We start from the raw sequence: 23,667 nt of genomic DNA, 5'->3' as shown, positions 1-23,667 counted from the left end.
GCAAACCCTTAAGCTTGAAAGGAGTCAAAACATGAAAATCATGCGCACTGTTCTTATGGTCATACTCGCATTTTTCGTTGCAACAACGGGTATTCACGCTGAAAATAGTCCTAAAAAAGAAAATGACAAAGCACCAAAAACAACGGAGAAAGCTCCGAAACCAACTGAAGATACCAGCGTAAAGATCCCAAACTCAGTATTAAACATCGCAAAGGAAAATACGTATCCCAATTCAACCCAGGATCAACCGTATCTTCAACCGAGCGAATGGTCTCAGGAATTAATCGAAACATCGAATGTGAGAATTGAAAACCCCAATCTGATCCGGATGCTGAATGAATCCACCATGAATAAAGCACCAACGATTGGATTGCGGGCAACGATCTATTTAGGAGAATGGCCTTTAAACTATGCTTCAACCGAGACCTCTCCTAACTGGGAGTATCAAAAGGTCAACACGAACTACTTCGATAACCGCGGCGGAAAATCCAATTATCAAATTCACTACGTCCAGGAAGCACAAAAAGTAGTGAAGGGTGGATTGACGGCTAAAGTCCCACACGCAGATGATGTAGAAAAAATGATGCTCATCAAAGCAATGGATAAATCCAAACTGCCCCTTGCATTCCAAACGATTGTAGGAGCAGGGACGAAGAAGGATCAGGTGTACAACATTTCACCAAAACGTCTGGGCTACCTCTATGCCTACGCACCAGCGATTAACGAAAAAGGAAAAGTAACCTACGGTGAAGTGTTCCTTGTGATGAAAGGAACAAAACGCTCCGTCGTCGTGAAAAATGTTACATCCCAAGGAGTCGGAGCCTGGATTCCAGTCCAGGATCACGTCCACTTCGGCTTCATGGCAAGCGAAACACCAAGATAAATGTTTAAAGAAGAGTGAAGTGGGGTAAAACTTATTTCACTCTTTTATTATTTTCTTTGATATGTTATAATAATTAGAATATTCAGAATTGAAGGAGGGATATCATGGAGTATCTACTTATTTTTGGCGGGATCCTTATTGCGTACACAGCAATGAGAATTTGGTTCGGAGCGAAAAGGGCAAAAGTATATGCCGAAAGCCTCAAGAATCAACCATACAACGCAATGGACCCGGCCCTACAGAAAATGGACCAACCCGTAAAAGAAAACCACCGCGGCCCAATCGGATAAGAAGCACACCGGATGAATGTCCGTTGTGCTTTTTTTTGGTTTTTGGTGAGGGACGGACCTTGAGCTAGGGGAGAAGTAGCGTTGATGTAGCGGGTTTGGAATGTGTGCGAGTGTCGATTTGTTCACAATTTGGAGCAACAAACCTGGAAAGTGGCACAAGTTTGGGCGGAAGTGGCACAACAAACCCGAAAAATGGCACAAGTTTGGCGAGAACTGGCACAACAAAGCCAGAAATTTAGTCAACTGACGGAAGTTCATATCCCAAATTTCTATAAAAAAGGCCCAAACCCATAACAGATTTGAGCCTTCACACTATCTCTATCGAGAAATCCTCGCTTCACGCTTCGAAAAGTCAACATCCCCATAATACATAGACTTCACAAGCACATTCGGTCCAAGGCAGCGGGCCATAGGGCAGTGGCAATTCAACTCTTTCGCAAGAGGCTGTTGTTTCCACTTTTCAAAAATCGCAGGCAGCGTATCCTTCGCTATATTTCCAAGGGGTGGCGTGTCACCGAAGTCTGTGACGATGACATCACCCGTGAAAATATTCACATTCAGGCGAGAACGGCCGTCAGGGTCATTACGGACGCTGACATTTTTAGCAGCATAAAGTTCCGTCAGAAAATCCAAGTCTTCCTGTGAAGAACTGCAAGGATAGAATGGAAGTGTCCCAAATAGCATCCACACGTTTTCATCACGGAAGGCAAGAATGTCTCTGATGGCTTCCCTGGTCTCTTCCAATGAAAGAGTTTCTAAGCTTGACGCGAAATCGGAAGGATACATTGGGTGAATTTCGTGACGACCGCACTTCATTTCGTCTACTACCTGACGGTGGATTTTTTCCAAGTAAGGCAGGGTGTTTTTATTTAACATGGTTTCTGCCGAGACAAGGACTCCGCGTTCAGATAGAGCACGGCTGTTCTCGATCATGCGGTCAAACAGCTTCTGACGCTGCTCCCTTGTCGGCTTTCGGTCCATATTGGCAAAGCCGACGTCGATGAACTCATCGATCGTTCCCCAGTTGTGAGAAATGTGCAGCACATCCAGGTAAGGGGCGATTAATAAGTATCGGTCCAGATCCAGGGTCAGGTTTGAGTTGATCTGGGTATGTACGCCTCTGGAATGTGCATACTCCAGTAATGGCAAGACATAATTTTCAACGGATTTCTTGGACATCATCGGCTCTCCGCCGGTAATACTAAGGGAACGAAGTGTTTTGATATCGTCGAGCTTCTGTAGAATCAATTCAATGGGAAGGGCGCTTGGATCCTTCGGGGACAGGGTATAACCGACGGCACAGTGCTCGCACCTCATGTTACAGAGCGTCGTGGTGGTGAATTCTATATTGGAAAGCGTGATATCACCATGCTCATCCACATCTAAGTAAGCCTCCCAAGGGTCATGGTCAATCGACATTTTCTTGGAGAGAGTATCAGTTTTCATTATAAAAGCTCCTTTTTAAATAAGTCACCTATCCATTATTGAGAAAGGGTCAGCCCTTGTCAATCCGAAAGTTATTGGTTACCATAGTAAACGTATTGAAAGGAGAGAGAACTCTTGGGTAAAGCAATCAACGATAAAGACTTACAAGTAAGCTATTTAAAACAACGCCTGAACCTGTTCGTCGACGTTCTGGACTCAATCGATCCCGAACAAGCGGATATAGACGATATCGATCGCCTTATTGCCATGATCGATGATATAGAAGTAAAATGCGAGCAATTTAAAAAGAGTGAGTAGGAGTCCTGGATGGGGCTCTTATTTTTTTTGGAGGGACGGACCTCCTTGAAAGGTCCGTCCCTCAAGATAGATCGGTCGATAACCCCCCTCTCCATCATATGCAGTCCATAAGACAAGCATGCACAAGCAGGAAATCCCCGCATAAACGTCTAACTTTAATACAAAACCATCTATTAAAGGAGCGATCCATCCCCATGATCATCACACCCATCGAAAAACACCAATGCCAGGCAGCCAAAGACGTGATCCTGTCCGGTTTCCTCGAGCGATTCGGATTCATCGACCACAGCTTGAATCCCGATATCCGTGATATTTCAGGAGAGTATGATGGGACGGACCATCATTTTTTTATAGGAATAGAGAACAACGACATCATCTGCACAGGCGCCATCCGAAAAGAATCACCAGATACGTATCAGATTGTGAGAATGTCAGTCCAATCCCCCTACAGGAAACGTGGTCTCGGGTGCACCATGCTCAAATTTCTGGAAGAAAAAGCACACTCCCATGGTGCTCGCAGCCTCATCCTCGAAACGAACAAACAGTGGTCGGACGCCATCCGATTTTACCAAAACAACGGGTACATCTATAAGGATGAAGATGAGGTTTCGTGTTATTTCGAGAAGGAAATTCCATTGTGAAATCCCTTTCAATCTTATTCTTATAGGAGTATAATGATGTATGAAAATTAAGACTGTTATTGAGATCTTTAGAGGGGGAGAACGATGAATAAAGAGACATTACAGCAAAGTATGTACGATTTGATTGTGGAAACATCCACGAACCTGCCAAAGGATGTCAGACGTGCGATCCGGTCGGCGAAAGCCCGTGAGAACGCCGGTACGCGTTCGTCGATGAGCTTGGACACGATTTCAAATAACGTAAAGATGGCGGATGACAATGTATCACCGATTTGTCAGGATACGGGACTTCCGACTTTTAAAATAAAAACACCGGTCGGCGTGAATCAGCTTGAAATCAAAGAAGCGATCTATGCTGCGATGGTACAGGCGACGAAGGACGGAAAGCTTCGTCCAAACTCCGTTGATTCATTGACTGGAGCAAACTCAGGGGACAATCTGGGCTTAGGGACACCGGTCATCAAGTTCGAGCAGTGGGAAAAGGATTACATTGATGCGCGCCTGATCTTAAAAGGCGGCGGTTGTGAAAATAAAAATATCCAGTACAGCCTTCCGTGTGAACTTGAAGGTCTGGGCCGTGCCGGACGTGACCTGGATGGAATCCGTAAATGCGTGATGCATTCGGTGTATCAGGCCCAGGGACAAGGGTGCAGTGCCGGCTTCATCGGCGTTGGAATCGGGGGAGACCGTTCTTCAGGCTACGACCTGGCAAAAGAACAATTATTCCGTTCCGTTGATGACGTGAATGCGAATGAAGATCTTCGTAAGTTAGAAGAGTATGTGATGGAACATGCAAATGAGCTTGGAATCGGCACGATGGGATTCGGCGGCGAAACGACTCTGCTTGGCTGTAAAGTCGGCGTCATGAATCGTATCCCTGCCAGCTTTTTCGTATCCGTTGCGTATAACTGTTGGGCATTCCGTCGTTTAGGCGTGAAGCTTGATGTTGAATCAGGCGGTATCGACGAATGGTTCTACCAGGAAGGCGAGAAGATCGACCTTACTCAAGGTTCAGAGGCTGAGCTTGAAACGGCAGCGGCTTCTTCTGGAGAACAGCCAAACGTAGTCGTACTGGAAGCACCGATTACGGAAGGAAAAATTCGTGAGCTGAAGGTGGGAGATGTGGTTCATATCAACGGCCGTATGTACACCGGCCGTGATGCGATCCATAAACACTTGAGCGACAACGATGCACCAGTTGATCTTGACGGTCAAATCATCTATCACTGTGGTCCGGTCATGCTGAAGGACGATGAAGGCAACTGGCACGTGAAAGCGGCTGGTCCGACAACATCGATTCGTGAGGAGCCTTATCAAGGGGACATCATGAAGCGTTTCGGAATCCGGGCGGTCATCGGAAAAGGCGGAATGGGTCCGAAAACCCTTGCTGCCTTGAAAGATCATGGCGGAGTGTACCTGAATGCCATCGGTGGAGCGGCTCAGTACTACGCAGATTGTATCAAGGGTGTAGACGGAGTGGATCTGATGCAGTTCGGTATTCCTGAAGCCATGTGGCACCTGAATGTGGAAGGCTTCACAGCGGTTGTGACGATGGATTCCCATGGTAACAGCCTGCATGAAGAAGTGGATAAATCGTCATTGGAAAAATTAGCTCAGTTTAAAGAGCCTGTTTTTAAATAAGGAAATGGAACCACCTCGTGAAAGATGCGGGGTGGTTTTTCTATTGGGTATTTATGTTAAAATATGAAACCATAAAGACATGTTTTTCGTATTACATACAAACAGGAGCTGGAGGGCTATGATGATTTTCAATAAATTAGTGAGCATGTTGTTTCTTTCCTTGATGGTGTTCTTAACTGGGTGTGCAAGTAATAGTGAAAAATCGAATATTACTTCAATTGAAGATGTAAACGTTGATATGTTAAAAGAAAACAGCGGAACCTATGTAGGGGATAACTCCAAGGTCAGTGCGATCCTTCAGGAATTACCTGGTGGAGAAACCATTCAGGAAATTGATCTTTCAGGGGAAATGGTGAAGGTGACTTATGGTAATAAAGAAGGGAGCCTTTCTGAAAGTGACGTGGATGAGTTTTGGTTTGACGGTAATCACGCCGACCGGAAGAACTTTTATTACAACGCCATCTACCTGACCCTTCTCGTTCCGAATGCTCGGGAATACCACTTCCAAGTAGACCAATCCATGGTATCCGTTTCAAGGGACAAAATGGTCAAGAACCTCCAGGATGAATTTGAAGAATTCCCAACAGGAGAGGCCATCTGGGACAAAAAGATCGTATCTCAATTCATCGATGAACACAATGGAAAACTGACCGAAATGGCCACGAAGTATCAGACGTTTTTTGAGTGAGGGACGGACCTTTAGTCGAAGCTAGTCTCAATTCGATTAAAGTGAAATATCAGGATGACCTGAGACATATTCCAGGTACAAACCGAAACCTTTGTAGAACCTTTATTGTGATACAAGATAGATAACATCTAAACTTCATGCTACTGTCAGTCCCTTTCGAAGATTCCTTTTACCAAAAGAAGGAATCTTTTTGCTTTTTCCTTTTGAATTACGTGAATTTAACATATTTAAAGTATTATCTTAAATACATCTACATAAGTATGAGGGGGAAGAGTGAGAGTGGAGGGGGAAGAACATATGACAAATCCGATCGTGGCTCGATCTTTAGATGAGATTCAATTCTGGTCGAGAATTATGAAGGAGCATGCGTTGTTTCTGAGCTTGGGATTCACATATGATCAAAAGCAATTAATTGAAGAAGCACAGCAGTTCATTACGGTTTTTGAAAGAATCGAGGAGAAGCTGAATAAATACTCCATCAACACGGATGTGCGACAAATTCAGGCATTTAACAGCGAAGTTTATCAAGCGGCAGCTGCGATTTGGAACTATAAGCGGAAAATATTAGGTTTGACATTGAGATGTGAAATCCGTTCTAATAATTATCCATTGTTGGTGGATCATATTAGCAGGGAGGCAGCATTCTTTGCCAAACGTCTGCAGGAATTGAATGAAGGGAAACTTGTACCTGAACAGGATTCAATAATACAGGAAAACGTATTCTTCCTGAAAATCATGGCCGATCACGCAAAATTTATCGGACATCTATTGGATCCTTCCGAACGGAAATTAGTTGAACAGGCGAGAGAGTTCAGCCAGGATTTCGACCAACTAGTTTTTCAAGCGATTGATTTAGACTCCATGCGTCCACAATCCGAAACGAAGCCGATGTTGAACCAATTCCTGAATCAAAATAAGGTTTCAGTTAAGTCATTACGTGATTTCAAGAAAACTGCAAGAGAATTAATTGAAGAATGCAGAATCAAAAGTAATATCCATCCACTTCTGGCTGACCACACATTTAGGGAAGCAGAAAGATTTCTGGAAATCATCGATCTGTTTGAAGCGAGTTTGCAAACGAAATAAACGTTGCAGAATGATAACCGATTTAATATTGGATACTTTTAGTACACATGAATCCTCTCCCTTCTCAAAAACTAAGGGAAACGGAAGTGAAAGAAGGGTTCAATTTTGCGGAATTCACTAAAAGTGTTGATTATAGCGTCAATCTTAGTATTACTCATCCCGGCACAAGCTTATGCAGTTTCGAATAATCCGATTGGCTGGGGATTTAAGAAGAGTCAGAATGAAGTTCCTGCAGAAGCAGGAGCACAGCATGATCGGCTGCTTGAGAAATATGACGCCTTTTACAAGGGGTCACCGGATAAAAAAGTCCTGTATCTAACCTTTGATAATGGGTATGAAAATGGCTACACAGGACAGATCCTTGATGTGTTGAAACAGGAAAAAGTGCCAGCCACCTTCTTCGTAACAGGTCACTATTTACTAAGCGCTGAAGACCTGGTCAAGCGAATGGTGAAAGAAGGGCACATCGTAGGGAACCATTCCTGGCATCACCCGGACTTCACAGCAAGCTCCGATCAGAAAATCCGGGAAGAGCTGGAGAAAGTAAAAGTGAAAACGAAAGAACTAACCGGTCAGAAAGAAATGAAATACCTGCGTCCCCCAAGAGGCGTATTCTCTGAACGTACACTTCAAATAGCGAAAGAAGAAGGCTACACCCACGTCTTTTGGTCAGTCGCCTTCATCGATTGGAAAACCGATCAGCAAAGAGGCTGGCAATACTCGTACGACAATATCATGGCCCAAGCCCATCCAGGAGCGATCATCCTTCTGCACTCCGTCTCCAAAGACAACGCAGACGCCATGGAAAAAGCAATAAAAGACCTAAAGAAAAGAGGCTACACCTTCAAAAGCCTTGATGAAAATCCAATGATGAAAAAATAAGAGGGACGGACCTTCATTCCTAGGACCTGGTCCTAGGAATTGAGGTCCGTCCCTGAACTCATTAGTACCAAAGCACACTGTGATCGGCATCCTTCCGGTCACAATCGGCCAACTTGTACATATTGTCCGCCATTTTCCCATTTTGTATATACTCTATATTCTCGCAGGACATCTCTACAATCTCACCCCTACCAAACGTATCCCGGCGTGAGTCCCGAACGGAATGAAGTACATTCCCGTCATAATCGAGGTCATGTAAGATAGGATCACCTTCTTCAGTATAAGTAACAATCCGAATGCGATCCTCCACATCATCCACCACATTCTCATAAAACTCTTCAAACCTCTCCATATTCTCTACATTCCCATGAGTATTCACTATATCTGTCTCCACAGGCTCATAAGCCCCCGCTTGTTTCCCTACTTGAGTCTCCACCTGATCACCAGGCTCCTCACAACCACCAACACAGAATAAAAGGAACAAACCAGCCATCATCCATCTCTTCACCACCAAATCATCCCTTTCAGAAATTCCATGAGGTCCGTCCCTCAGCTATTGTATTAGACGAACGACAACGTTGAGGTGTTACACCCACGGTATGCTATAATACACATACAAGTTTTGTGCGGAAGGATGAGGACGATGGTGATAAGGAATGTTAAGGTTGAAGGTCCGTATGATTTTGACCGGGTACTGGAGAGGCTGGCGCTGGATCCGTTGAACGCAGTGGATCAGGAAGACCGAAGCGTGAAGGTTCCCTACTATCTCCCTGATGGGAAAGGGGAGGTCATCAAGGTTCAGGCGACAGGCACCACGGATCAGCCTGAATTCAGCATGACGTTTGAAAACGAAGAAAACCTTGAAGAGAAGCAGAGACGAATCTCGGACATTTTCCAGTGGCACACCGGTCTCCGCGACATGCATCAGCACTTCCTGCAGACCGATCTGAAGCCCATTTTCGAGGAGCATATCGGGACGCCGATCATCCTGGAATTCGACCCGTTTGCGACGATTATCAAAAGCATCATCCATCAGCAGCTGAACCTGAAATTCGCCTTTACCCTGACCCATCGTTTTGTCACGAAATATGGCTGGCAAAAGGCCGGGGTCTGGTTCTATCCATCACCGGAAAAAGTAGCCGGGCTCACTGTGGAACAACTGCGGGAGCTGCAATTCAGTCAGCGGAAAGCGGAATATGCGATCGGCATCGGGCAAAAGGTATCGAACGGCGAACTGGACCTGGACAAATTAGCCCAGCAGCCGGACGAAGAAGTCATCAAGGAACTTACCAAAATCCGGGGCATCGGCCCATGGACAGCCCAAAGCTTCCTGTTATTCGGACTGGGTCGGCCGAATCTCTTCCCGAAAGCGGATATCGGCATCCAAAACGCCATCAAGAAATTATTCCAAATGGAACAGAAACCGACCATGGACGAGCTTGACCAATTCAGCACATCCTGGCATCCTTATTTAAGCTATGCATCCTTGTATTTATGGAGAAGTATCGAATAGAACGGACGTGAACCAATGAAAAAGCAATACGAAAAAAAGCAGCACAATGAAGTGAAAATCGAGCTGAAACAACAGTTTCCTCTGACCATAAAAAAAATCGGCATCAACGGTGAAGGAGTCGGTTTTTTTAAACGAAAGATCGTCTTCGTACCCGGGGCCCTTGCAGGGGAAGAAGTGGTGGTGGAAGTGACCAAGGTCCACCCGAAATTCACCGAAGCCCGCATCAAGAAGATCCGTAAGAAGTCACCGCAGCGTACCAAAGCTCCATGCCCGGTATACGAGCAGTGTGGAGGCTGTCAGCTTCAGCATCTCTCATATGAAGGGCAGCTGGATGCAAAACGGGACATCCTGCTTCAATCCCTCGAGCGTCACACGAAGCTTAGATTGGAAGACCTGGACATCCGTCCGACGATTGGAATGGACAATCCATGGCATTACCGGAACAAAAGCCAATTCCAAGTGGGGACTCAAAACGGCAAGGCTATCGCAGGCCTATACAGCATGAACTCAAACAAGCTGATCGACATCGACGAATGTATCGTGCAGCACCCGCTTACGAATAAAGTAACAACGGAAATCAAGTGTATCATTAACGACTTCAACATCCCTGTCTTTGATGATAAAAAGAAGAAGCCGATCCTGAAAACGATCGTCACACGTGTCGGGTTTGAAACAGGGGAAGTTCAGGTGGTACTCGTAACGTCTGAGAAAAAAATCCCCCGCAAGGAATTGTTGATCAATGAGATCCAGAAACGACTACCGGAAGTCGTTTCCATCGCCCAAAACATCAACCCGAAAAAAACGGCACTCATATTCGGAGATGAAACGATCCATCTATCAGGGAAAGAAAGTATCGAAGAGCGCCTCGAAGAGTTCACCTACGAGCTATCGGCACGTGCATTCTTCCAGCTCAACCCGATCCAGACGAGTAAGCTATATAATGAAGCGAAAAAAGCAGCTGCCCTCACTGGTGAAGAAAAAGTCATCGATGCCTACTGTGGCGTCGGTACCATCGGATTATGGCTTGCTAAAGGAGCGAAAGAAATCCGCGGAATGGATGTAATCAAGGAAGGAATCGATGATGCGAAGAAGAACGCAAAGAAATTTGGAGTGAGTCATGCCGAATACTTCGTCGGCGGTGCCGAAACTCTCATGCCAAAATGGAAAAACGAAGGCTGGCGTCCTGATGTCGTCGTGGTCGATCCGCCAAGAACCGGTTGCGACAACAAGCTTCTTGATACGCTGAAAGAAGTAAAACCGAAGACGTTCGTGTATGTTTCCTGCAACCCATCGACTCTGGCGAAGGACATTGATTATTTGAAGAAACAGTATCGGGTAGAATACTTGCAGCCGGTGGATATGTTCCCGCAGACCGCGCATGTGGAGGTTGTGGCGAGGCTGGTTCTCAAATAGAATTTCTTTGAGTAGATGGAAAAAAACAACACTTGAATAAAAGGGCATCCCTCTGTCGTTGAGGGATGCCTTTTTTCAAATGGTAAGTTATTGACGCAGTAGCCAAAGCACATCCTTCGAGCAGAAGTCTGGTCAAAAACCTATACATCTATTAAGATGTCCCTTGAACAACCACAAGGAGGCAAAATCATGAACAATAAATATAAAGAGCTATTATCCCCCTATACTTTCAAAAACGGAGTCGAATTAAAGAACCGCATCATCATGGCACCGATGACGAACTTCTCATCGGATGAGCAGGGTAACGTTACGGATGCAGAGGTTACTTACTATGCGAGACGTTCCAAGGATGTCAGCATGGTGATCACGGCTTGCACATATGTAACGCCTGATGGAAAGGGATTCCCGGGTGAGTTTGGCGGGGACTCTGATGAAATGATCCCAAGCCTTGAACGTTTGGCAAAGGGAATAAAGGATCAGGGCGCTAAAGCAGTCCTCCAGATTTTCCACGGAGGTGTACAATGTCCACCGGATCTGGTTCCAGATGGGGATGTTGTGAGCGCCAGTGACGTAACGGGTGAGAACGGTGAGAAGAAAGCGAGAGCATTATCAGAAGCAGAGATCGAGAATATCATCGATGCTTTCGGTGAGACGACCCGCCGAGCGATAGAAGCGGGATATGATGGCGTTGAGATCCACGGAGCGAACGGTTATCTGATCCATCAATTCTTTTCCCCGATGACAAATCATCGTGAAGACCGTTATGGCGGCAGTCTGGAAAAACGGATGACGTTCCCGCTTGCCATCGTGGATAAGGTGAAGAGTGTGGTCGCTGAGCATGCGGATCCATCGTTCCTAGTTGGATACCGTTTCTCACCTGAGGAGCCTGAAGACAATGGATTCACGATGGGTGACACCCTTACCCTTGTAGATGCCCTTGCAGACAAGGACCTTGATTATCTTCACGTTTCCCTGTTCGAGTTCTTCTCGAAGCCAAGAAGAGGCGTGGAGGACGTTGAAAAAACAAGAATGGACTATCTATTGGAAACGATCGGTGACCGTACACCACTGATCGGTGTAGGCTCGATCTACTCTGCCGACGATGCACATAAAGCGTTCAATACAGGCGTTCCGCTATTGGCCCTTGGTCGTGAACTGATCATTGATCCCGATTGGCTGAAGAAGATAGAAGAAGGAAGAGAAGATGACATTGTGACGGAGATAGATAAAGGGAAACAGGAAGAATTGGTCGTTCCCGATCCGTTATGGAATGCAATTGTGAATACGCCTGGCTGGTTCCCGGGAGTGTAGGGAGCCAGTCTTGAAAAGAAATGCCCTGTGAAGATTCACAGGGCATTTCTTTTATTTAACTTTCACTATGCTGAGATTCTTTGTTTCCCGGTGCGAACCACCCAAACAAAGCAATCCCCACAAGAACACCATAGAAAATGAGGGTCCAAAGGGTACTGTGAGGGAAATCGTGATCCAGGATATGAATATCTTCATGAGCCAGTGTAATGACCGCCAGCTTCACCCCGACCCAGGCAACAATGGCATAGGCGGTTGTCTCTAAAGCAGGGCGCTTTTCAAGCAGCTGCACAAACCAGGTTGCGGCATATTTGATCAAGATCAGCCCGGCAATTCCTCCGAGGACAACAATGATAAATTGCCCTCCATCCATCCCTCCAAAATCATCAAGGGGAGAATCAGGGAGACCAAGGGCAAGAGCCACGGCAGCGAGAATCGAATCAATCGCAAAGGCAAGGTCTGCCAACGCAATCTTTCCTACTGTCGGCCAGAAGCCTTTACCGGCCGCATCTTCTTCTGTATCTTCACGGATATTCTCATTCTCTTTTCCAAACCGTGCTTTGATGACATGCTTTAAGCCCAGGTAAAGAAGGTAGGCTGCACCGATCGCCTGGATTTGCCAGACGTTTGCGATAAAGGAAATCGCAAATAGTGCACCAAATCGGAAGGCAAATGCGAGGAAGATCCCGTATTTGATGGCCCTTTTCTTCTCCTCGTCGGGCAAATGTTTCGCAATGACGGCGAGGACAAGGGCATTATCCGCTGATAACAAGCCTTCAAGGCCGATAAGGATCAGTAATGTCCATCCGTATTCTAACCAGATTGATTCCAAACGTAAAACTCCTTCCTAGTGAAAAGGCAGTGATGTTATCCTTTTGAAAATAAGTCCACAGTGTTTATCTTACCACTTATTTTGCATCTGATACTTTAAGGACATTAGATTTTTATGAGAGAAAACTACGAGGCGTAATCCGTTCAAAGAAAACGGTAATAGAATGAATGGGTATTCTTTAGTGAAATACCTCAAATACTAATAAACATACCCCATTAATTAATCATCTAGGGTTAATAAGGAGATGGATTATCTTGGAGTGGGAAAAATTACTTTTTGAAGCGGAAGAGCTTAACTATCTGGAATTATTTCTCAGGACTACGATTTTGTATTTTGTTCTTTTTTTAGCAGACAAATCGTTGGGATTTCGACAGCCAGGTATTGTGACTCCTTATAATTTCCTGGTGGCTGCCGGTATTAGTCACATCGCCGCATCGAGAATGGTGCAGCCTGCGTCACGGCCAATTGATGCGATTGCGATTACATTTGTTTATATTTTGATCATCTTATTGGTCTCTTTTAGTTACATAAAGGTATCACCATACATTGCTTCTAAGAAACAGAAAGTCCTCGTGAAAAAAGGTAAAGTGAATAAAGGAGATTTAAGGAGGGCCATGCTTACCCTCGATAATTTGTTATCTATATTAAGAAAGAAGAATGTCTTTGATTTGCAAAACGTCGAATATGTCATTGCAGAACCGAACGGAGATTTCAGTGTGGCGAAAGATAGCCATTCCTTACCGGTCACGAAATCCACTATGGGTATTCCAATGACAACGAAAGAACTCACTAAGATTTTGATTTATGACGGAAAGGTTGATAGAAAAATAATGAAGGAGAAACATCTTAGTATAGACTGGGTTTACTTCCAATTAAAAGAACAGAATGTAACGGATATTGCAGAGGTCAATCTTGGTCTTATAACCGAACAGAATGAATTGTTCATTCATTAAGGAGGATCTTTCATTGCCTGATGTATTTGGAGTGATTGAAGAAATTTCATTATTTGGATATTTAATCAGAACACTGATTGTAGGTGTTGTTGGGTTCTTTGTGGGCAGGTTGGTATCAAGGCGAGCCATAAGTCAATTGACTACATATGATTTTGCACTCATTTGGATTCTTGGTGCCATTACGGTATCTCCCTTGTTGGATGGAAAGGTATCGTTTACTTATATGCTGGTTCCGTTGTTGACTTTATTCTTTTGGCACATCGTGTTCAGCCTGATTTCACTGAAAAATAGAAGGTTCAGCTTCTTCTTTAATGGGAAGCCTGCAATCCTGATCGATAATGGAAGGGTTGTCCTGAAAAATCTAAAGCGGCAATTTATCAATGTCGAGCTGCTGCTATCTGAACTCCGGGTAAACGACGTCTTCGATGTAAGCCAGGTCAAATATGCCATCTTGGAGCCAAACGGGTTTATATCCGTCATGAAATACAATCGGGAATCCCATGTGACACCCAAGGACATGAACCTCCCTGTAAGTGCAACTGAAATCCCCCTCGTCGTCATAAATGAAGGTCAAATCGTACATGAGAACTTAAAGGAATTTCAAGTAGACGAAGGATGGCTAATGAGTCAGTTGTTTAAAGAGAACATTTCAGATATTAATGAAGTCTTTTTGGGTACTATGAATAAATCAAAGAAATTGTATGTATTAAAGAATGAAAATAACTAAAAGTTGACCTTATTTCAAATGTTCTAAACGAATAGGTAACAGCGAATGGCGGAAGTTCATTTTTCCTTTTGCCATAATGATTCATTTCATGGTATAGTGAATTTACTAAATATGACAGGAGTGATGGGTGGACGATGAAGTACTGATCTTATTTTCGCGACGTTTGAAATTCCATATTTCAAATCAACCAAAATAGGATTAGTCTGCCCATTTTTATACATCGTCTGAGCCATAGCTTTCCAAATGGCTTTCTTTGAGCGCGACAGGTACGGCTAATCCTTCCAGAGAAATCGGGAGGATTTTTTTTGTTCTCCCTTTGATGAGAGGGGAAGATGGTATGAGAGAATTTATGAAGTTAGTGAATATAAGCTATGAAATGATGGATCAGCCTATCTTTGAAGGGGTCAATGCGGGTGTACAGGAAGGGGATGTCATCGGGATCATCGGGCAGAATGGCGCCGGGAAGTCGACGCTTCTTCAGTTGATTCACGGGGACTTAATGCCTTCCGAAGGTACCATCCAGTGGCTGCAGCATGACTTGAACATCGATATGGTCGAGCAGGAAACGGAGTCCTATTCCTTTTACGACGCGACACCTTCTGAAGCCATGCTTTTGGAAAAATGGAATGTGCCAAATCATGAGTTCCAGCAGCTGAGCGGAGGGGAAAAGCTGAAGGCACGACTTGCAAAAGGGTTTACGAAGAATACCGACCTTCTTCTATTGGATGAACCGACGAACCACCTGGATCACGGGAGCATGGAACTCCTGATGAATCAGATCAAGGAGTATAAAGGGACGATCATTCTCGTTTCCCATGACCGGTATTTTTTAGATGAAGCGGTGACAAAGATCTGGGCGATCGAACATGGGAAGCTGATTGAGCACCGGGGCCATTATTCGAGCTACATGGAGGCACGGAAACAGAGACGGCTTACGCAGCAGCGTGAATATGAGCAGCAGCAGAAGATGGTGGCCCGGATTGAAAGTCAGATGAAAGAGCTCTCGTCATGGTCAAAAAAAGCCCACGCCCAGTCCACCAAACAGGAAGGATATAAAGAATACTACCGGGTAAAAGCGAAGCGGACGGACAGCCAGGTGAAATCGAAGCAGAAGCGTCTGGAAAAAGAGCTTGAGAAAGCAAAAGTGGAAGCGGTTGAGGAAGAACATTCTGTGCGATTTTCGCTTAAGGCGACGCATAAGACAGGAAAGCGGTTCTTGGAAGTGAAGAATCTGACGAAAGCATTTGAGGGACGGATACTATTCAGAAATGCCAATTTCACGATCCAGCATGGGGAAAAGGTGTCGATCATCGGACCGAATGGAAGCGGCAAGACGACATTATTGAAGGTAATCCTGGGGCAGGAAGCGGCTGACGGGGATGTATGGATTTCACCATCTGCAGAGATCGGTTATCTGACGCAGGAAGTGTTCGACCTTCCCCTTGAGGAAACGCCCGAGCAGCTTTTCCATAAGGAAACATTCGAGGAGAGAGGGAAAGTCCAGACGCTCATGAAGCACCTGGGATTCCAGACGTCCCACTGGCGGGAACCAATCAGGAATATGAGCATGGGTGAGCGCGTAAAGTGCAAGCTGATGAAGTATATACTGGAGGAACGGGATGTGCTGATCCTCGATGAGCCGACGAATCATCTCGATTTGGCCTCCCGTGAACAGCTGGAGGACACCCTTTCGAAGTATAATGGAACTTTGATCGTCGTGTCCCATGACCGGTACTTCCTTGAGAAAACGACGAAAATCAAGCTTGTTATCCAGAATGGGACCATCGAGAAGCAGTTGAATGAACCGGTATCAGAACGGGATGACAAAGAAGAATGGCGGTTGAAGCTTGAGACGGAGAGGCAGGAAGTATTAGGGAGGCTTAGTTTTATGGTGCCGGGGGATAAGGGGTATGCTGAGCTGGATCGAAAGTTCAAGGAGCTGACGGAACAAATAAATAAGATAAACTAACAAAGGGACATTTCAATCGAATAAAAACGATTGAAATGTCCCTTTGTTTGAAAGAAAACAGCCATCTTTAACAGCTGGATTTTCAGGAGGGTTCTTTACTCTTCCTTATCAAATTACCGCCCGCCTGTATAATACTTGAATTGATGGGACTGCCCCTGGCAATAAGCTTTATAGCCCTCACTCTTGTGTGTATCATAGCAATCACCGGTGAGATAGCCTTGAGAAAAGTACGTTTCTTTGATGCTGCCCACGATGACGACCCCGGCCATGAAGGATAAGGGAATCAAAACGAATAACCAAACCATTTTTGAAAACCTCCTTTTTTTGAACCTTATTAGGTAAAAGCGGGTGAACGTCCTGCAGGTGTTGCTTCTGCTACTATCTTACCATTATCATATGGAAAAATATAGATGTTAATGCATACGCAAAATAGGATGGCCCAATGATCTTGGTGCCAATAAGATTTAGATTTCATAGGAATGGTAGATCTCAAACCGGAATAATATTCTTAGGTGTGCTCTTTTTTTGTTCCGCAACTAAGTTATAATAAACCTATAACCCTCAGGAGGTACATATGAAACAGCAAAACTATGAAAACCACAGTAAGATCGATCCTGTCTATCATGTCGGGATTGCGCTATTATCACTCATCACACTTATTCTGACGATTACGTTTTTCGTCAAGAATGTCGGGACAGAGACTTTGCTCAGCTTTGTGGTGCTGTTTGTTGTGTTGACGATCACTCTTATAGGGATAAAGCTAAGAACCTATGCTCTTCAGCTACAGGATCGCATCATCCGCACGGAGGAAAGTTTCCGCTATTATCGCTTAACGGGGAATCCACCCGATGCCGGGTTATCCATGAAGCAGATGATTGCGCTCCGATTTGCTCCTGATGAAGAATTTCCAGGATTAGTGGAACGTACATTAACAGAGAACTTAACGGCCAAAGATATTAAAAAAACGATACAAAATTGGCGTGCAGATCATCATCGCGTATAAACAACACAGAAGGACCGCTCACTCTTGGGCGGTTACATTTTTGTTAAAGGAGGCTCGTTATGCCAAACGAAGTCATGGTGGATGTAAAAGATTTAGTGAAAAAATATGGTTCCTTTACGGCAGTGAAGGGAGTGCGGTTCCAGGTGGAGAAGGGTGAGATCTTCGGTTTGCTTGGTCCGAATGGTGCCGGGAAGACGACGACGATCGAGATGCTCGTGGGACTACGTAAGCCCGATAAAGGGACGGCCGCACTTGCGGGATACGACGTGAGGAAAGAAGTGAATAAGGTGAAAGAGGTGATCGGGGTTCAGCTTCAGTCGACCTCATTGTTTGAGCTCCTCAAGGTGGAGGAGATCCTTCATTTGTATGCGAGCTTTTATCCGAGTCATGTGGATATCAATCAACTGATTGAGGATATGCTCCTGACCGAAAAGCGGAAGGACCGGATTAAGGGACTTTCGGGAGGGCAAAAGCAGCGTCTTGCGATTGCACTCGCGCTGATTCATGATCCGGAGATTGTGTTTCTGGATGAACCGACGACGGGACTGGATCCCCAGGCGAGACGGACGTTGTGGGACATTGTGCTGCGGCTGAAGGAGCGGGGGAAGACGGTGATTCTGTCTACGCACTATATGGATGAAGCCCATGTGCTCTGTGACCGCATCGGCATCATGGATCAAGGGGAATTGATCGCCCTTGACACGCCGACGAATTTGGTGAAAACCCTGCAGTCAACGAGTACGATCGAATTCCATCTCAACAATCCTCCTGAACAGGAGTGGTTCTTGAAAATGGATGGTGTGGAGGAAGCGGCGATCAAGGATACCTTCGTCCAGCTCTATACCGATGAGCTTCAGCTGGCGCTGACCTCCCTGATTTCCGTGTCGACGGAACACAATCTGAGAATCGAGGACCTCCAGACGCGCCAGGCGACATTAGAGGATGTTTTCATTCATATGACAGGAAGGAAGTTGCGGGAATCATGAGAGCTTATTGGCAGTTAACCTTGGCACAATTACGGATCTTTGGACGAAACAAGCAGGTCCTTTTCTTCACTTTACTTTTTCCTGTCATCCTGATGGTGGCACTCGGGTCCTTTGCAGGCGGGGGAAATTCCCTCTCGTTAACAGTAGGAATGATTGACGGGGATCAATCTGAAGCTTCGAAGGACTTAAAGGACTTATTTTATAAAAATGAGGGACTCGAGACCACGAAATATGAGAGCGTCAAGACGGGAAAAGAAGCCGTTGAAAAGGGTGATATCCAGCTTCTCATCGAAATCCCAAAAGGCTATGAAGCGAACCTGAAAGACGGGGAGGAGGCTTCCTCTCTTCCTGTGTACTATAATGAAAAAAACCTGACCACGTCAGAGCTTGGATTGACGGTGGTGAACGGGATCATCGATCAATACAGCAAGGACCTGGTTGACTATAAGCCGTTAGTGACGGTCGAGAAAGTAGGAATCGAGGCGCTGAACCTTCGATATGTTGATTTCCTTGTACCGGGTATTGTCGCCATGATGATCATGAGCAACAACATGAACGGGGTCGCAGGTCAAATTTCCGCCTGGCGTGAACGGGGGATCCTCCGGAGAATGCAGGGGACGAGATTGAAAGCATCCACGTTCATCGCGGCCCAGATCACGGCGCGCCTGATGCTGAACGGGACCCAGGCATTGCTCGTCGTCCTGATTGCCGATCTCATCTTTAACATCAACGTAGCAGGTTCGTGGCTTGCCATGATTTTCTTTATCATACTAGGAACCCTTGCGTTTATGGCACTCGGCTTTATCATCGCAGGCATGGCGAAGAATCCGGAAAGTGCCGGACCGATTGCGGGATTCGTGACGTTTCCGATGCTGTTCCTTGGTGGCGTGTTCTTCCCGATCAACAATATGCCGGATCTTATCCAGCCGATCGTCAAGGTGCTACCGATCGCTCATCTGAGTTCGGCGTTGCGGGAGACGATGAATCTTGGTACCCCGTTTTTGGAATTGGGTACGGAGACACTGATATTGGGTGCTTGGCTGGTTGGTGGGTTTGCCCTGGCAAGTTATGTGTTTAAGTGGGAGTAAAATAGAAAAGTCCAATCGGATCAACCCGATTGGACTTTTTTTACGCCCTCTTCTCCAAATCCTTCGCAGTTTGACTCGTTTCTACATCCTTTTCATCCTTCAAGGTACCGAACAAAGCATCGACGAAAGGCGTGGACACCCCGTACCAGTAGTTTTCGTTTTTGTAATGGTGCAGGATATGTGTCTTTTTGAGCCATTTTCCGAATCGTGTTTTCGGCTTGAGGGGGCGATGGGCGACATAGTGCTTCCACTCGTAGACAAAGAACATGAACAGAATGCCGGTGGCAAAGGCAAGGGTGGCTGAGATCGAGCCGATCACGAAGTAAAATAGCAGACATAGGATGGACAGGCTGGGTACACTGTACCAAATGGGTAAAAACAGGAGCTTCAGGTCATTCGGTTTTTTATGATGGTCGTAATGCAGGCGCTTAATCAATTTTAGAAGAAAAGCGTTCTTCGGTGACTTGATGTGAAAGACAAAGCGGTGGGTAAGGTATTCACTGAACATGTAGGCGACGATCCCGATGGCAAAAAATAAGAAGGCGTATAAAGAAAGCTCCATGGTCATCAAAAAGGCGATTACTATAAGAAAGATGCCTACCATGACCAAAATATCAAAGTGTAAGAAGAAATCCCGATACAATCGATTTTCTTTCATCCTCAACTGCCCCCATTCATTTTTTGTTTCCACAACCGTAAGCTGGTTTCCATCATTTCTTTAATGAGGCGCTCTGCCTCTTCGATGTCCCCTTTTAAGATGAAGTCCAACAGTTTTTCGTAATAGTCCCGTGAAGCTTTGCGATGATCCGGCTCGCTGAAATATTTCTCCGCCATCCTCTTATAGAAGTCTTTGAAGCTGTTCAGGATGAGGAGATAGATGGGGTTCGCCGATAACTTGGCCACGCTTTGCTGCAGCTGCCAGTCGAAATCCGCATATGATCGCGCATCGTCCTGCACCTCTTCAAGAGGGACGAAGAGTGTAATGATCTTGAGCCTGTGATGGTGGAGGGCATCCCTGAAATAGGTGGGTGTCAAAGAGATTCTCAGCTCGAGCATATGATGGATGAATTCATCGGGTACTTCTTCCTGGTGCTCGAGGATATTCACGATCGTCATTAAATTCCCTTGCTTCCAATAATCGTTCACAACAGCGGGCATCCCTTTCCGTCCCGTGATCCAGCCGTCCCGTTCCATCCGCTGCAGTGCTTCCCGGATGGTAGGTCTTCCCACTTGAAAACGGGTGCCCAATTCTCTTTCTGATTGCAGTGATTCATGAACCTTGATGTGCCCTTCTAAAATGGATTGAATGAGTTTTCCGGCGATGATGTCTGATGAACGTTCTTTCATTGGAATGTACACCTCCCGATTGGTCATACCAATTTTATATATGGTAATACCATTATATGTTCTAACGTGGTTTATTTGTCAATTAATTCTGAAATTTATTGTGGTGTGTGGAATTCTTTATGTTTTCACCAAGGTTGTTCAGGGAAGTTAATAGAAATAAACAACAGTCTGTATGGCTTCTCAATAAGGGTATAAACTAACCATGAAGATTGAATAGAAGAGAGGGCGAGTATGATGAAAGCTGTTCAAGTCACTGGATACGGAGGAATCGACAAGTTAGAAGTCGTTGATATTTCGACCCCGACTCCGGGAAAAGGTGAAGTCCTTGTAAAGGTAAGGGCATGTGCCATAAACAATACTGAAATTTGGATGAGAGAAGGTGCTTATGGAACAGGGGAGAAGTCAGGCTGGCGTCCTGAAGGTGTTCAGTTCCCGAGAATTCCCGGATCCGATATAACAGGTGAAATCGTAGGGGTAGGTTCCAATGTTTCTGAGACGGTGATCGGCAATAATGTCGTTCTGTTTCCTTTCACTTCAAGTGGCATGGAGGGGTATGAGCATATTTCAGAGGATATGTCGTTCATTGGTTCCGAATATGATGGAGGGTATGCTGAATACGTCGTTTGGCCGTTAGAACTCTGTTATGATATGCCTCTCCCTACATATGAAGAAAGTGCCGTTTTTTCTGTCAGCGGATTGACAGCATGGCATATGGTGGAGCAGATCCACGCTAAGCGAGGAGAGACTGTCGTCGTGACCGGTGCCAATGGCGGTGTAGGATCATTGAATGTTCAAATCGCTTCCAACGTATTTGGATCGAAGGTGATTGCGATTGTAGGAGACATGGGTTTAGAAGGTAGAATGAAAGAACTGGGGGCGACTCATGTATTATCCTATAAGTCCCCTTCCCTTGCCGATGAAATAGTAGAAGTCAATGGAGGTCCGGTGGATTCAGTATTGGACGTAGTCGGGGATGCGTTGTTTGCGACATCCATAAACGTTTTAAAGAATGGCGGGAAGTTTTGTATATCAGGCTCGGCCGGGGGACAGAAAACGGAACTCGATTTTAGGACCGTTTATTTAAAACATATCACGTTATATGGATCGGTATTAGGAACGAGGGATGAGTTTAAACGGATGCTTGACGCCATCACTGCAGGTAAGATCAAGCCGGTCATCGATCGTACCTATCCTCTCGAAAAAGCGGGAGAAGCACAAACGTACTTCAAGAATTCAGGAAAACTGGGAAAGATCCTTTTGCTTCCGGAAAAATAGTATTTCAAGAAAAACATGAGGAGCAAGTCGTCCTCATGTTTTTCTATTTTTTTTCGAAACTATCGGCGAAAGAAAATCACTGTTTCATCTAAAGCGCCCTTCTCATAAGCCTCTGCAATCCCCACCTCTTGAATCAGGCTTTTGGCTACCATTTTGTACTTCAACGATACGTGGAGGTCCTTGTCAAAAGGATAAGGATCAAGAGTCACTTCCTTTTCATTCACCCACCGGGCCATAAGCGGCTGATTTTCCGGATGAAACATCTCTGTATTCTGAAATCCATTTTTGAACCACGGATGTTCATCCTCTTTATCCACTCCCGGCTCATTCAGGCAAAGATATAAGGACAGATTATCTGAGAATTGCAGTAAGCGGAAATGCTGTTGGAGTAATTCTTCATCAAGGTCAGGGAACGACTCCTTAAGTCTCATTTGTCTTCTGGCTTCTCCTGTTAAAAAAACGAGGCAGTCTTTATTATTAGATTGGGAAAAGAAGGAGCAGAAGTGCAGGCTGCACAAGAGACTTGCATAGGTGTTCACCCTCTCAATCTCGTCCACACCGATTTTGTAGAATGCGAGCTTTGGCAGGAGGGGGTAGTCTGAAAAGGTGAAGGGGATCTTTTCCCTGTCATTCCAGATCGGAGTGTCGTCCAAACCGATCCAGCTCCGGTCGTGCTGATAGGCTGCGTATAAGGCATCGTCAAAGAATGAATCTGATTTTAGTAGAGACGGCTTAAAGTGCTTGGTGGTTTCGCCTGATAAAAAGGCGTGGTCATGCTGCCTGATCATGATAAATGAATCCTTGGTTTCGCGAATGATCATGATGGATGGACTCCTTTCTGTTTGGATTTGTCTGTGAATTCATTATAGCAAAGTCGATCTCTCTGATTCACCGATTCCCTTGCAAAGTGCGTGGAATGTTTTCTTTTGGAAAAAAAGAAGGGTTTTTTCTGACGATAAAGAAATGAATAAAGTGAATGATAATTTCAGGGGGTATAATGAATGGCTGTAACGACGGGGATCTTGGAATGGACATTGCTGTCGGAGTGTCCGATTCCAGATGACGTAGAGAAACTTTTGATTAAAGGAGAAGAGGCGGTTGCTGCGTATAAGACGATTCGGGATAGTGCGATTTTCACCACTAAGAGATTAATCGTCAGGGACTCACAGGGGCTGACTGGGAAGAAGGTCGAAATCTATTCACTTCCGTATTCTTCTATTAATATGTGGTCGACGGAGAATGCTGGCAGCTTTCTTGATGTCAACGCAGAAGTTGAGCTGTGGACGAGAGCTGGTCATATTAAAGTGAAGCTGAAAAAGGGGATCGATGTTCGAAAGTTTGACAAGTTGATCGCAGATGCCCTCCTTTCTTAACAGTAAAGGCAAGGCTGTATTAAAAA

General features: G+C 45.3%; 26 protein-coding genes. 19 read left to right on the top strand and 7 right to left on the bottom strand.

What is annotated here, in order from left to right; genetic code table 11:
• The first annotated feature begins 31 nt into the window (after positions 1-31).
• The gene (locus tag ACIFOD_RS16690; RefSeq protein WP_428975318.1) at positions 32-883 is read left to right on the top strand and encodes a YfkD family protein; all 852 of its coding nucleotides are present in this window, start codon (positions 32-34) and stop codon (positions 881-883) included.
• A gap of 104 nt (positions 884-987) precedes the next feature.
• Positions 988-1,173: a hypothetical protein gene (locus ACIFOD_RS16685; protein WP_430315568.1), complete on the top strand. Its 186-nt coding sequence runs from the start codon at positions 988-990 to the stop codon at positions 1,171-1,173.
• Between the two features lie 318 nt (positions 1,174-1,491).
• Here ACIFOD_RS16685 and yfkAB read toward each other — a convergent pair whose 3' ends face one another.
• Entirely contained in the window at positions 1,492-2,619 is a 1,128-nt protein-coding gene (gene yfkAB, locus ACIFOD_RS16680; protein WP_430315567.1) for a radical SAM/CxCxxxxC motif protein YfkAB, read from the bottom strand.
• Positions 2,620-2,733: 114 nt separating this feature from the next.
• Here yfkAB and ACIFOD_RS16675 point away from each other — a divergent pair, with 114 nt between their 5' ends.
• The 6 genes from ACIFOD_RS16675 (at position 2,734) to pdaA (ending at position 7,854) form a co-directional block, all read left to right on the top strand.
• The gene (locus tag ACIFOD_RS16675; RefSeq protein ID WP_430315566.1) at positions 2,734-2,916 is read left to right on the top strand and encodes an SE1561 family protein; all 183 of its coding nucleotides are present in this window, start codon (positions 2,734-2,736) and stop codon (positions 2,914-2,916) included.
• 194 nt (positions 2,917-3,110) lie between these two features.
• Complete coding sequence (locus ACIFOD_RS16670) at positions 3,111-3,557, top strand: GNAT family N-acetyltransferase (protein WP_430315565.1); 447 nt, start codon at positions 3,111-3,113, stop codon at positions 3,555-3,557.
• Positions 3,558-3,641: 84 nt separating this feature from the next.
• The gene (locus tag ACIFOD_RS16665; RefSeq protein ID WP_430315564.1) at positions 3,642-5,198 is read left to right on the top strand and encodes a fumarate hydratase; all 1,557 of its coding nucleotides are present in this window, start codon (positions 3,642-3,644) and stop codon (positions 5,196-5,198) included.
• Positions 5,199-5,319: 121 nt separating this feature from the next.
• Positions 5,320-5,886, top strand: a complete 567-nt coding sequence (locus ACIFOD_RS16660) for a DUF4825 domain-containing protein (RefSeq protein WP_430315563.1) — start codon at positions 5,320-5,322, stop codon at positions 5,884-5,886.
• A gap of 297 nt (positions 5,887-6,183) precedes the next feature.
• Positions 6,184-6,972 carry a DUF2935 domain-containing protein gene (locus tag ACIFOD_RS16655; protein WP_430315562.1) on the top strand — a complete coding sequence of 263 codons (789 nt, stop codon included), beginning with the start codon at positions 6,184-6,186 and terminating at the stop codon, positions 6,970-6,972.
• Positions 6,973-7,077: 105 nt separating this feature from the next.
• Complete coding sequence (gene pdaA / locus ACIFOD_RS16650; protein ID WP_430315561.1) at positions 7,078-7,854, top strand: delta-lactam-biosynthetic de-N-acetylase; 777 nt, start codon at positions 7,078-7,080, stop codon at positions 7,852-7,854.
• A gap of 61 nt (positions 7,855-7,915) precedes the next feature.
• Here pdaA and ACIFOD_RS16645 read toward each other — a convergent pair whose 3' ends face one another.
• The gene (locus tag ACIFOD_RS16645) at positions 7,916-8,365 is read right to left on the bottom strand and encodes a DUF4362 domain-containing protein (RefSeq protein WP_430315560.1); all 450 of its coding nucleotides are present in this window, start codon (positions 8,363-8,365) and stop codon (positions 7,916-7,918) included.
• A gap of 132 nt (positions 8,366-8,497) precedes the next feature.
• Here ACIFOD_RS16645 and ACIFOD_RS16640 point away from each other — a divergent pair, with 132 nt between their 5' ends.
• The 3 genes from ACIFOD_RS16640 (at position 8,498) to ACIFOD_RS16630 (ending at position 12,091) form a co-directional block, all read left to right on the top strand.
• Entirely contained in the window at positions 8,498-9,367 is an 870-nt protein-coding gene (locus ACIFOD_RS16640; RefSeq protein ID WP_430315559.1) for a DNA-3-methyladenine glycosylase family protein, read from the top strand.
• A 15-nt stretch (positions 9,368-9,382) separates the two neighbouring features.
• On the top strand, positions 9,383-10,780 hold the full coding sequence (gene rlmD / locus ACIFOD_RS16635; RefSeq protein ID WP_430315558.1) for a 23S rRNA (uracil(1939)-C(5))-methyltransferase RlmD: 1,398 nt from the start codon (positions 9,383-9,385) through the stop codon (positions 10,778-10,780).
• 189 nt (positions 10,781-10,969) lie between these two features.
• A complete protein-coding gene (locus tag ACIFOD_RS16630) occupies positions 10,970-12,091 on the top strand; it encodes an NADH-dependent flavin oxidoreductase (RefSeq protein WP_430315557.1) in 1,122 nt (373 codons plus the stop codon).
• Between the two features lie 55 nt (positions 12,092-12,146).
• Here ACIFOD_RS16630 and ACIFOD_RS16625 read toward each other — a convergent pair whose 3' ends face one another.
• Positions 12,147-12,920, bottom strand: coding sequence for a TerC family protein (locus ACIFOD_RS16625; protein ID WP_430315556.1), 774 nt, complete (start codon positions 12,918-12,920; stop codon positions 12,147-12,149).
• 254 nt (positions 12,921-13,174) lie between these two features.
• On the opposite strand from ACIFOD_RS16625, the gene ACIFOD_RS16620 reads away from it, so the two are divergent.
• From ACIFOD_RS16620 to abc-f, 3 genes are all read left to right on the top strand, one after another.
• Positions 13,175-13,873, top strand: a complete 699-nt coding sequence (locus tag ACIFOD_RS16620) for a YetF domain-containing protein (protein ID WP_430315555.1) — start codon at positions 13,175-13,177, stop codon at positions 13,871-13,873.
• A gap of 13 nt (positions 13,874-13,886) precedes the next feature.
• On the top strand, positions 13,887-14,600 hold the full coding sequence (locus ACIFOD_RS16615; RefSeq protein WP_430315554.1) for a DUF421 domain-containing protein: 714 nt from the start codon (positions 13,887-13,889) through the stop codon (positions 14,598-14,600).
• Between the two features lie 337 nt (positions 14,601-14,937).
• The gene (gene abc-f / locus ACIFOD_RS16610) at positions 14,938-16,569 is read left to right on the top strand and encodes a ribosomal protection-like ABC-F family protein (protein ID WP_430315553.1); all 1,632 of its coding nucleotides are present in this window, start codon (positions 14,938-14,940) and stop codon (positions 16,567-16,569) included.
• 113 nt (positions 16,570-16,682) lie between these two features.
• Here abc-f and ACIFOD_RS16605 read toward each other — a convergent pair whose 3' ends face one another.
• Positions 16,683-16,874 carry a hypothetical protein gene (locus tag ACIFOD_RS16605; protein WP_430315552.1) on the bottom strand — a complete coding sequence of 64 codons (192 nt, stop codon included), beginning with the start codon at positions 16,872-16,874 and terminating at the stop codon, positions 16,683-16,685.
• A 269-nt stretch (positions 16,875-17,143) separates the two neighbouring features.
• Here ACIFOD_RS16605 and ACIFOD_RS16600 point away from each other — a divergent pair, with 269 nt between their 5' ends.
• Genes ACIFOD_RS16600 through ACIFOD_RS16590 form a run of 3 tightly spaced genes read left to right on the top strand, consistent with a single transcriptional unit; the run spans position 17,144 to position 19,646 of the window.
• Positions 17,144-17,572 carry a DUF6526 family protein gene (locus ACIFOD_RS16600; protein WP_430315551.1) on the top strand — a complete coding sequence of 143 codons (429 nt, stop codon included), beginning with the start codon at positions 17,144-17,146 and terminating at the stop codon, positions 17,570-17,572.
• 59 nt (positions 17,573-17,631) lie between these two features.
• Positions 17,632-18,558 (top strand): ABC transporter ATP-binding protein, encoded by a 927-nt coding sequence (locus ACIFOD_RS16595; protein ID WP_430315550.1) that lies wholly within the window; start codon positions 17,632-17,634, stop codon positions 18,556-18,558.
• The gene (locus ACIFOD_RS16590; protein WP_430315549.1) at positions 18,555-19,646 is read left to right on the top strand and encodes an ABC transporter permease; all 1,092 of its coding nucleotides are present in this window, start codon (positions 18,555-18,557) and stop codon (positions 19,644-19,646) included. Before ACIFOD_RS16595 ends, ACIFOD_RS16590 begins: the two co-directional genes overlap by 4 nt.
• 40 nt (positions 19,647-19,686) lie before the next feature.
• Here the strand turns inward: ACIFOD_RS16590 and ACIFOD_RS16585 are convergent, their stop codons facing one another.
• Together ACIFOD_RS16585 and ACIFOD_RS16580 are read right to left on the bottom strand one after the other, a co-directional pair.
• Positions 19,687-20,304 (bottom strand): sterol desaturase family protein, encoded by a 618-nt coding sequence (locus ACIFOD_RS16585; RefSeq protein ID WP_430315548.1) that lies wholly within the window; start codon positions 20,302-20,304, stop codon positions 19,687-19,689.
• A 2-nt stretch (positions 20,305-20,306) separates the two neighbouring features.
• Positions 20,307-20,999, bottom strand: a complete 693-nt coding sequence (locus ACIFOD_RS16580) for a GntR family transcriptional regulator (protein ID WP_430315763.1) — start codon at positions 20,997-20,999, stop codon at positions 20,307-20,309.
• A gap of 228 nt (positions 21,000-21,227) precedes the next feature.
• Here ACIFOD_RS16580 and ACIFOD_RS16575 point away from each other — a divergent pair, with 228 nt between their 5' ends.
• Positions 21,228-22,268 (top strand): zinc-binding dehydrogenase, encoded by a 1,041-nt coding sequence (locus tag ACIFOD_RS16575; protein WP_430315547.1) that lies wholly within the window; start codon positions 21,228-21,230, stop codon positions 22,266-22,268.
• Between the two features lie 59 nt (positions 22,269-22,327).
• Here the strand turns inward: ACIFOD_RS16575 and ACIFOD_RS16570 are convergent, their stop codons facing one another.
• Positions 22,328-23,089, bottom strand: a complete 762-nt coding sequence (locus ACIFOD_RS16570) for a DUF3891 family protein (protein WP_430315546.1) — start codon at positions 23,087-23,089, stop codon at positions 22,328-22,330.
• A gap of 180 nt (positions 23,090-23,269) precedes the next feature.
• Here ACIFOD_RS16570 and ACIFOD_RS16565 point away from each other — a divergent pair, with 180 nt between their 5' ends.
• Positions 23,270-23,641, top strand: a complete 372-nt coding sequence (locus tag ACIFOD_RS16565) for a PH domain-containing protein (RefSeq protein ID WP_428975340.1) — start codon at positions 23,270-23,272, stop codon at positions 23,639-23,641.
• Positions 23,642-23,667 lie beyond the last annotated feature (26 nt).

The organism is Rossellomorea sp. NRS-1567 (assembly GCF_050467885.1).
GTDB classification, from domain to species: Bacteria; Bacillota; Bacilli; order Bacillales; family Bacillaceae_B; genus Rossellomorea; species Rossellomorea aquimaris_C.
The sequence above is the reverse complement of the archived record's forward strand: the minus strand, read 5'-3'. Positions and strand labels throughout refer to the sequence as shown.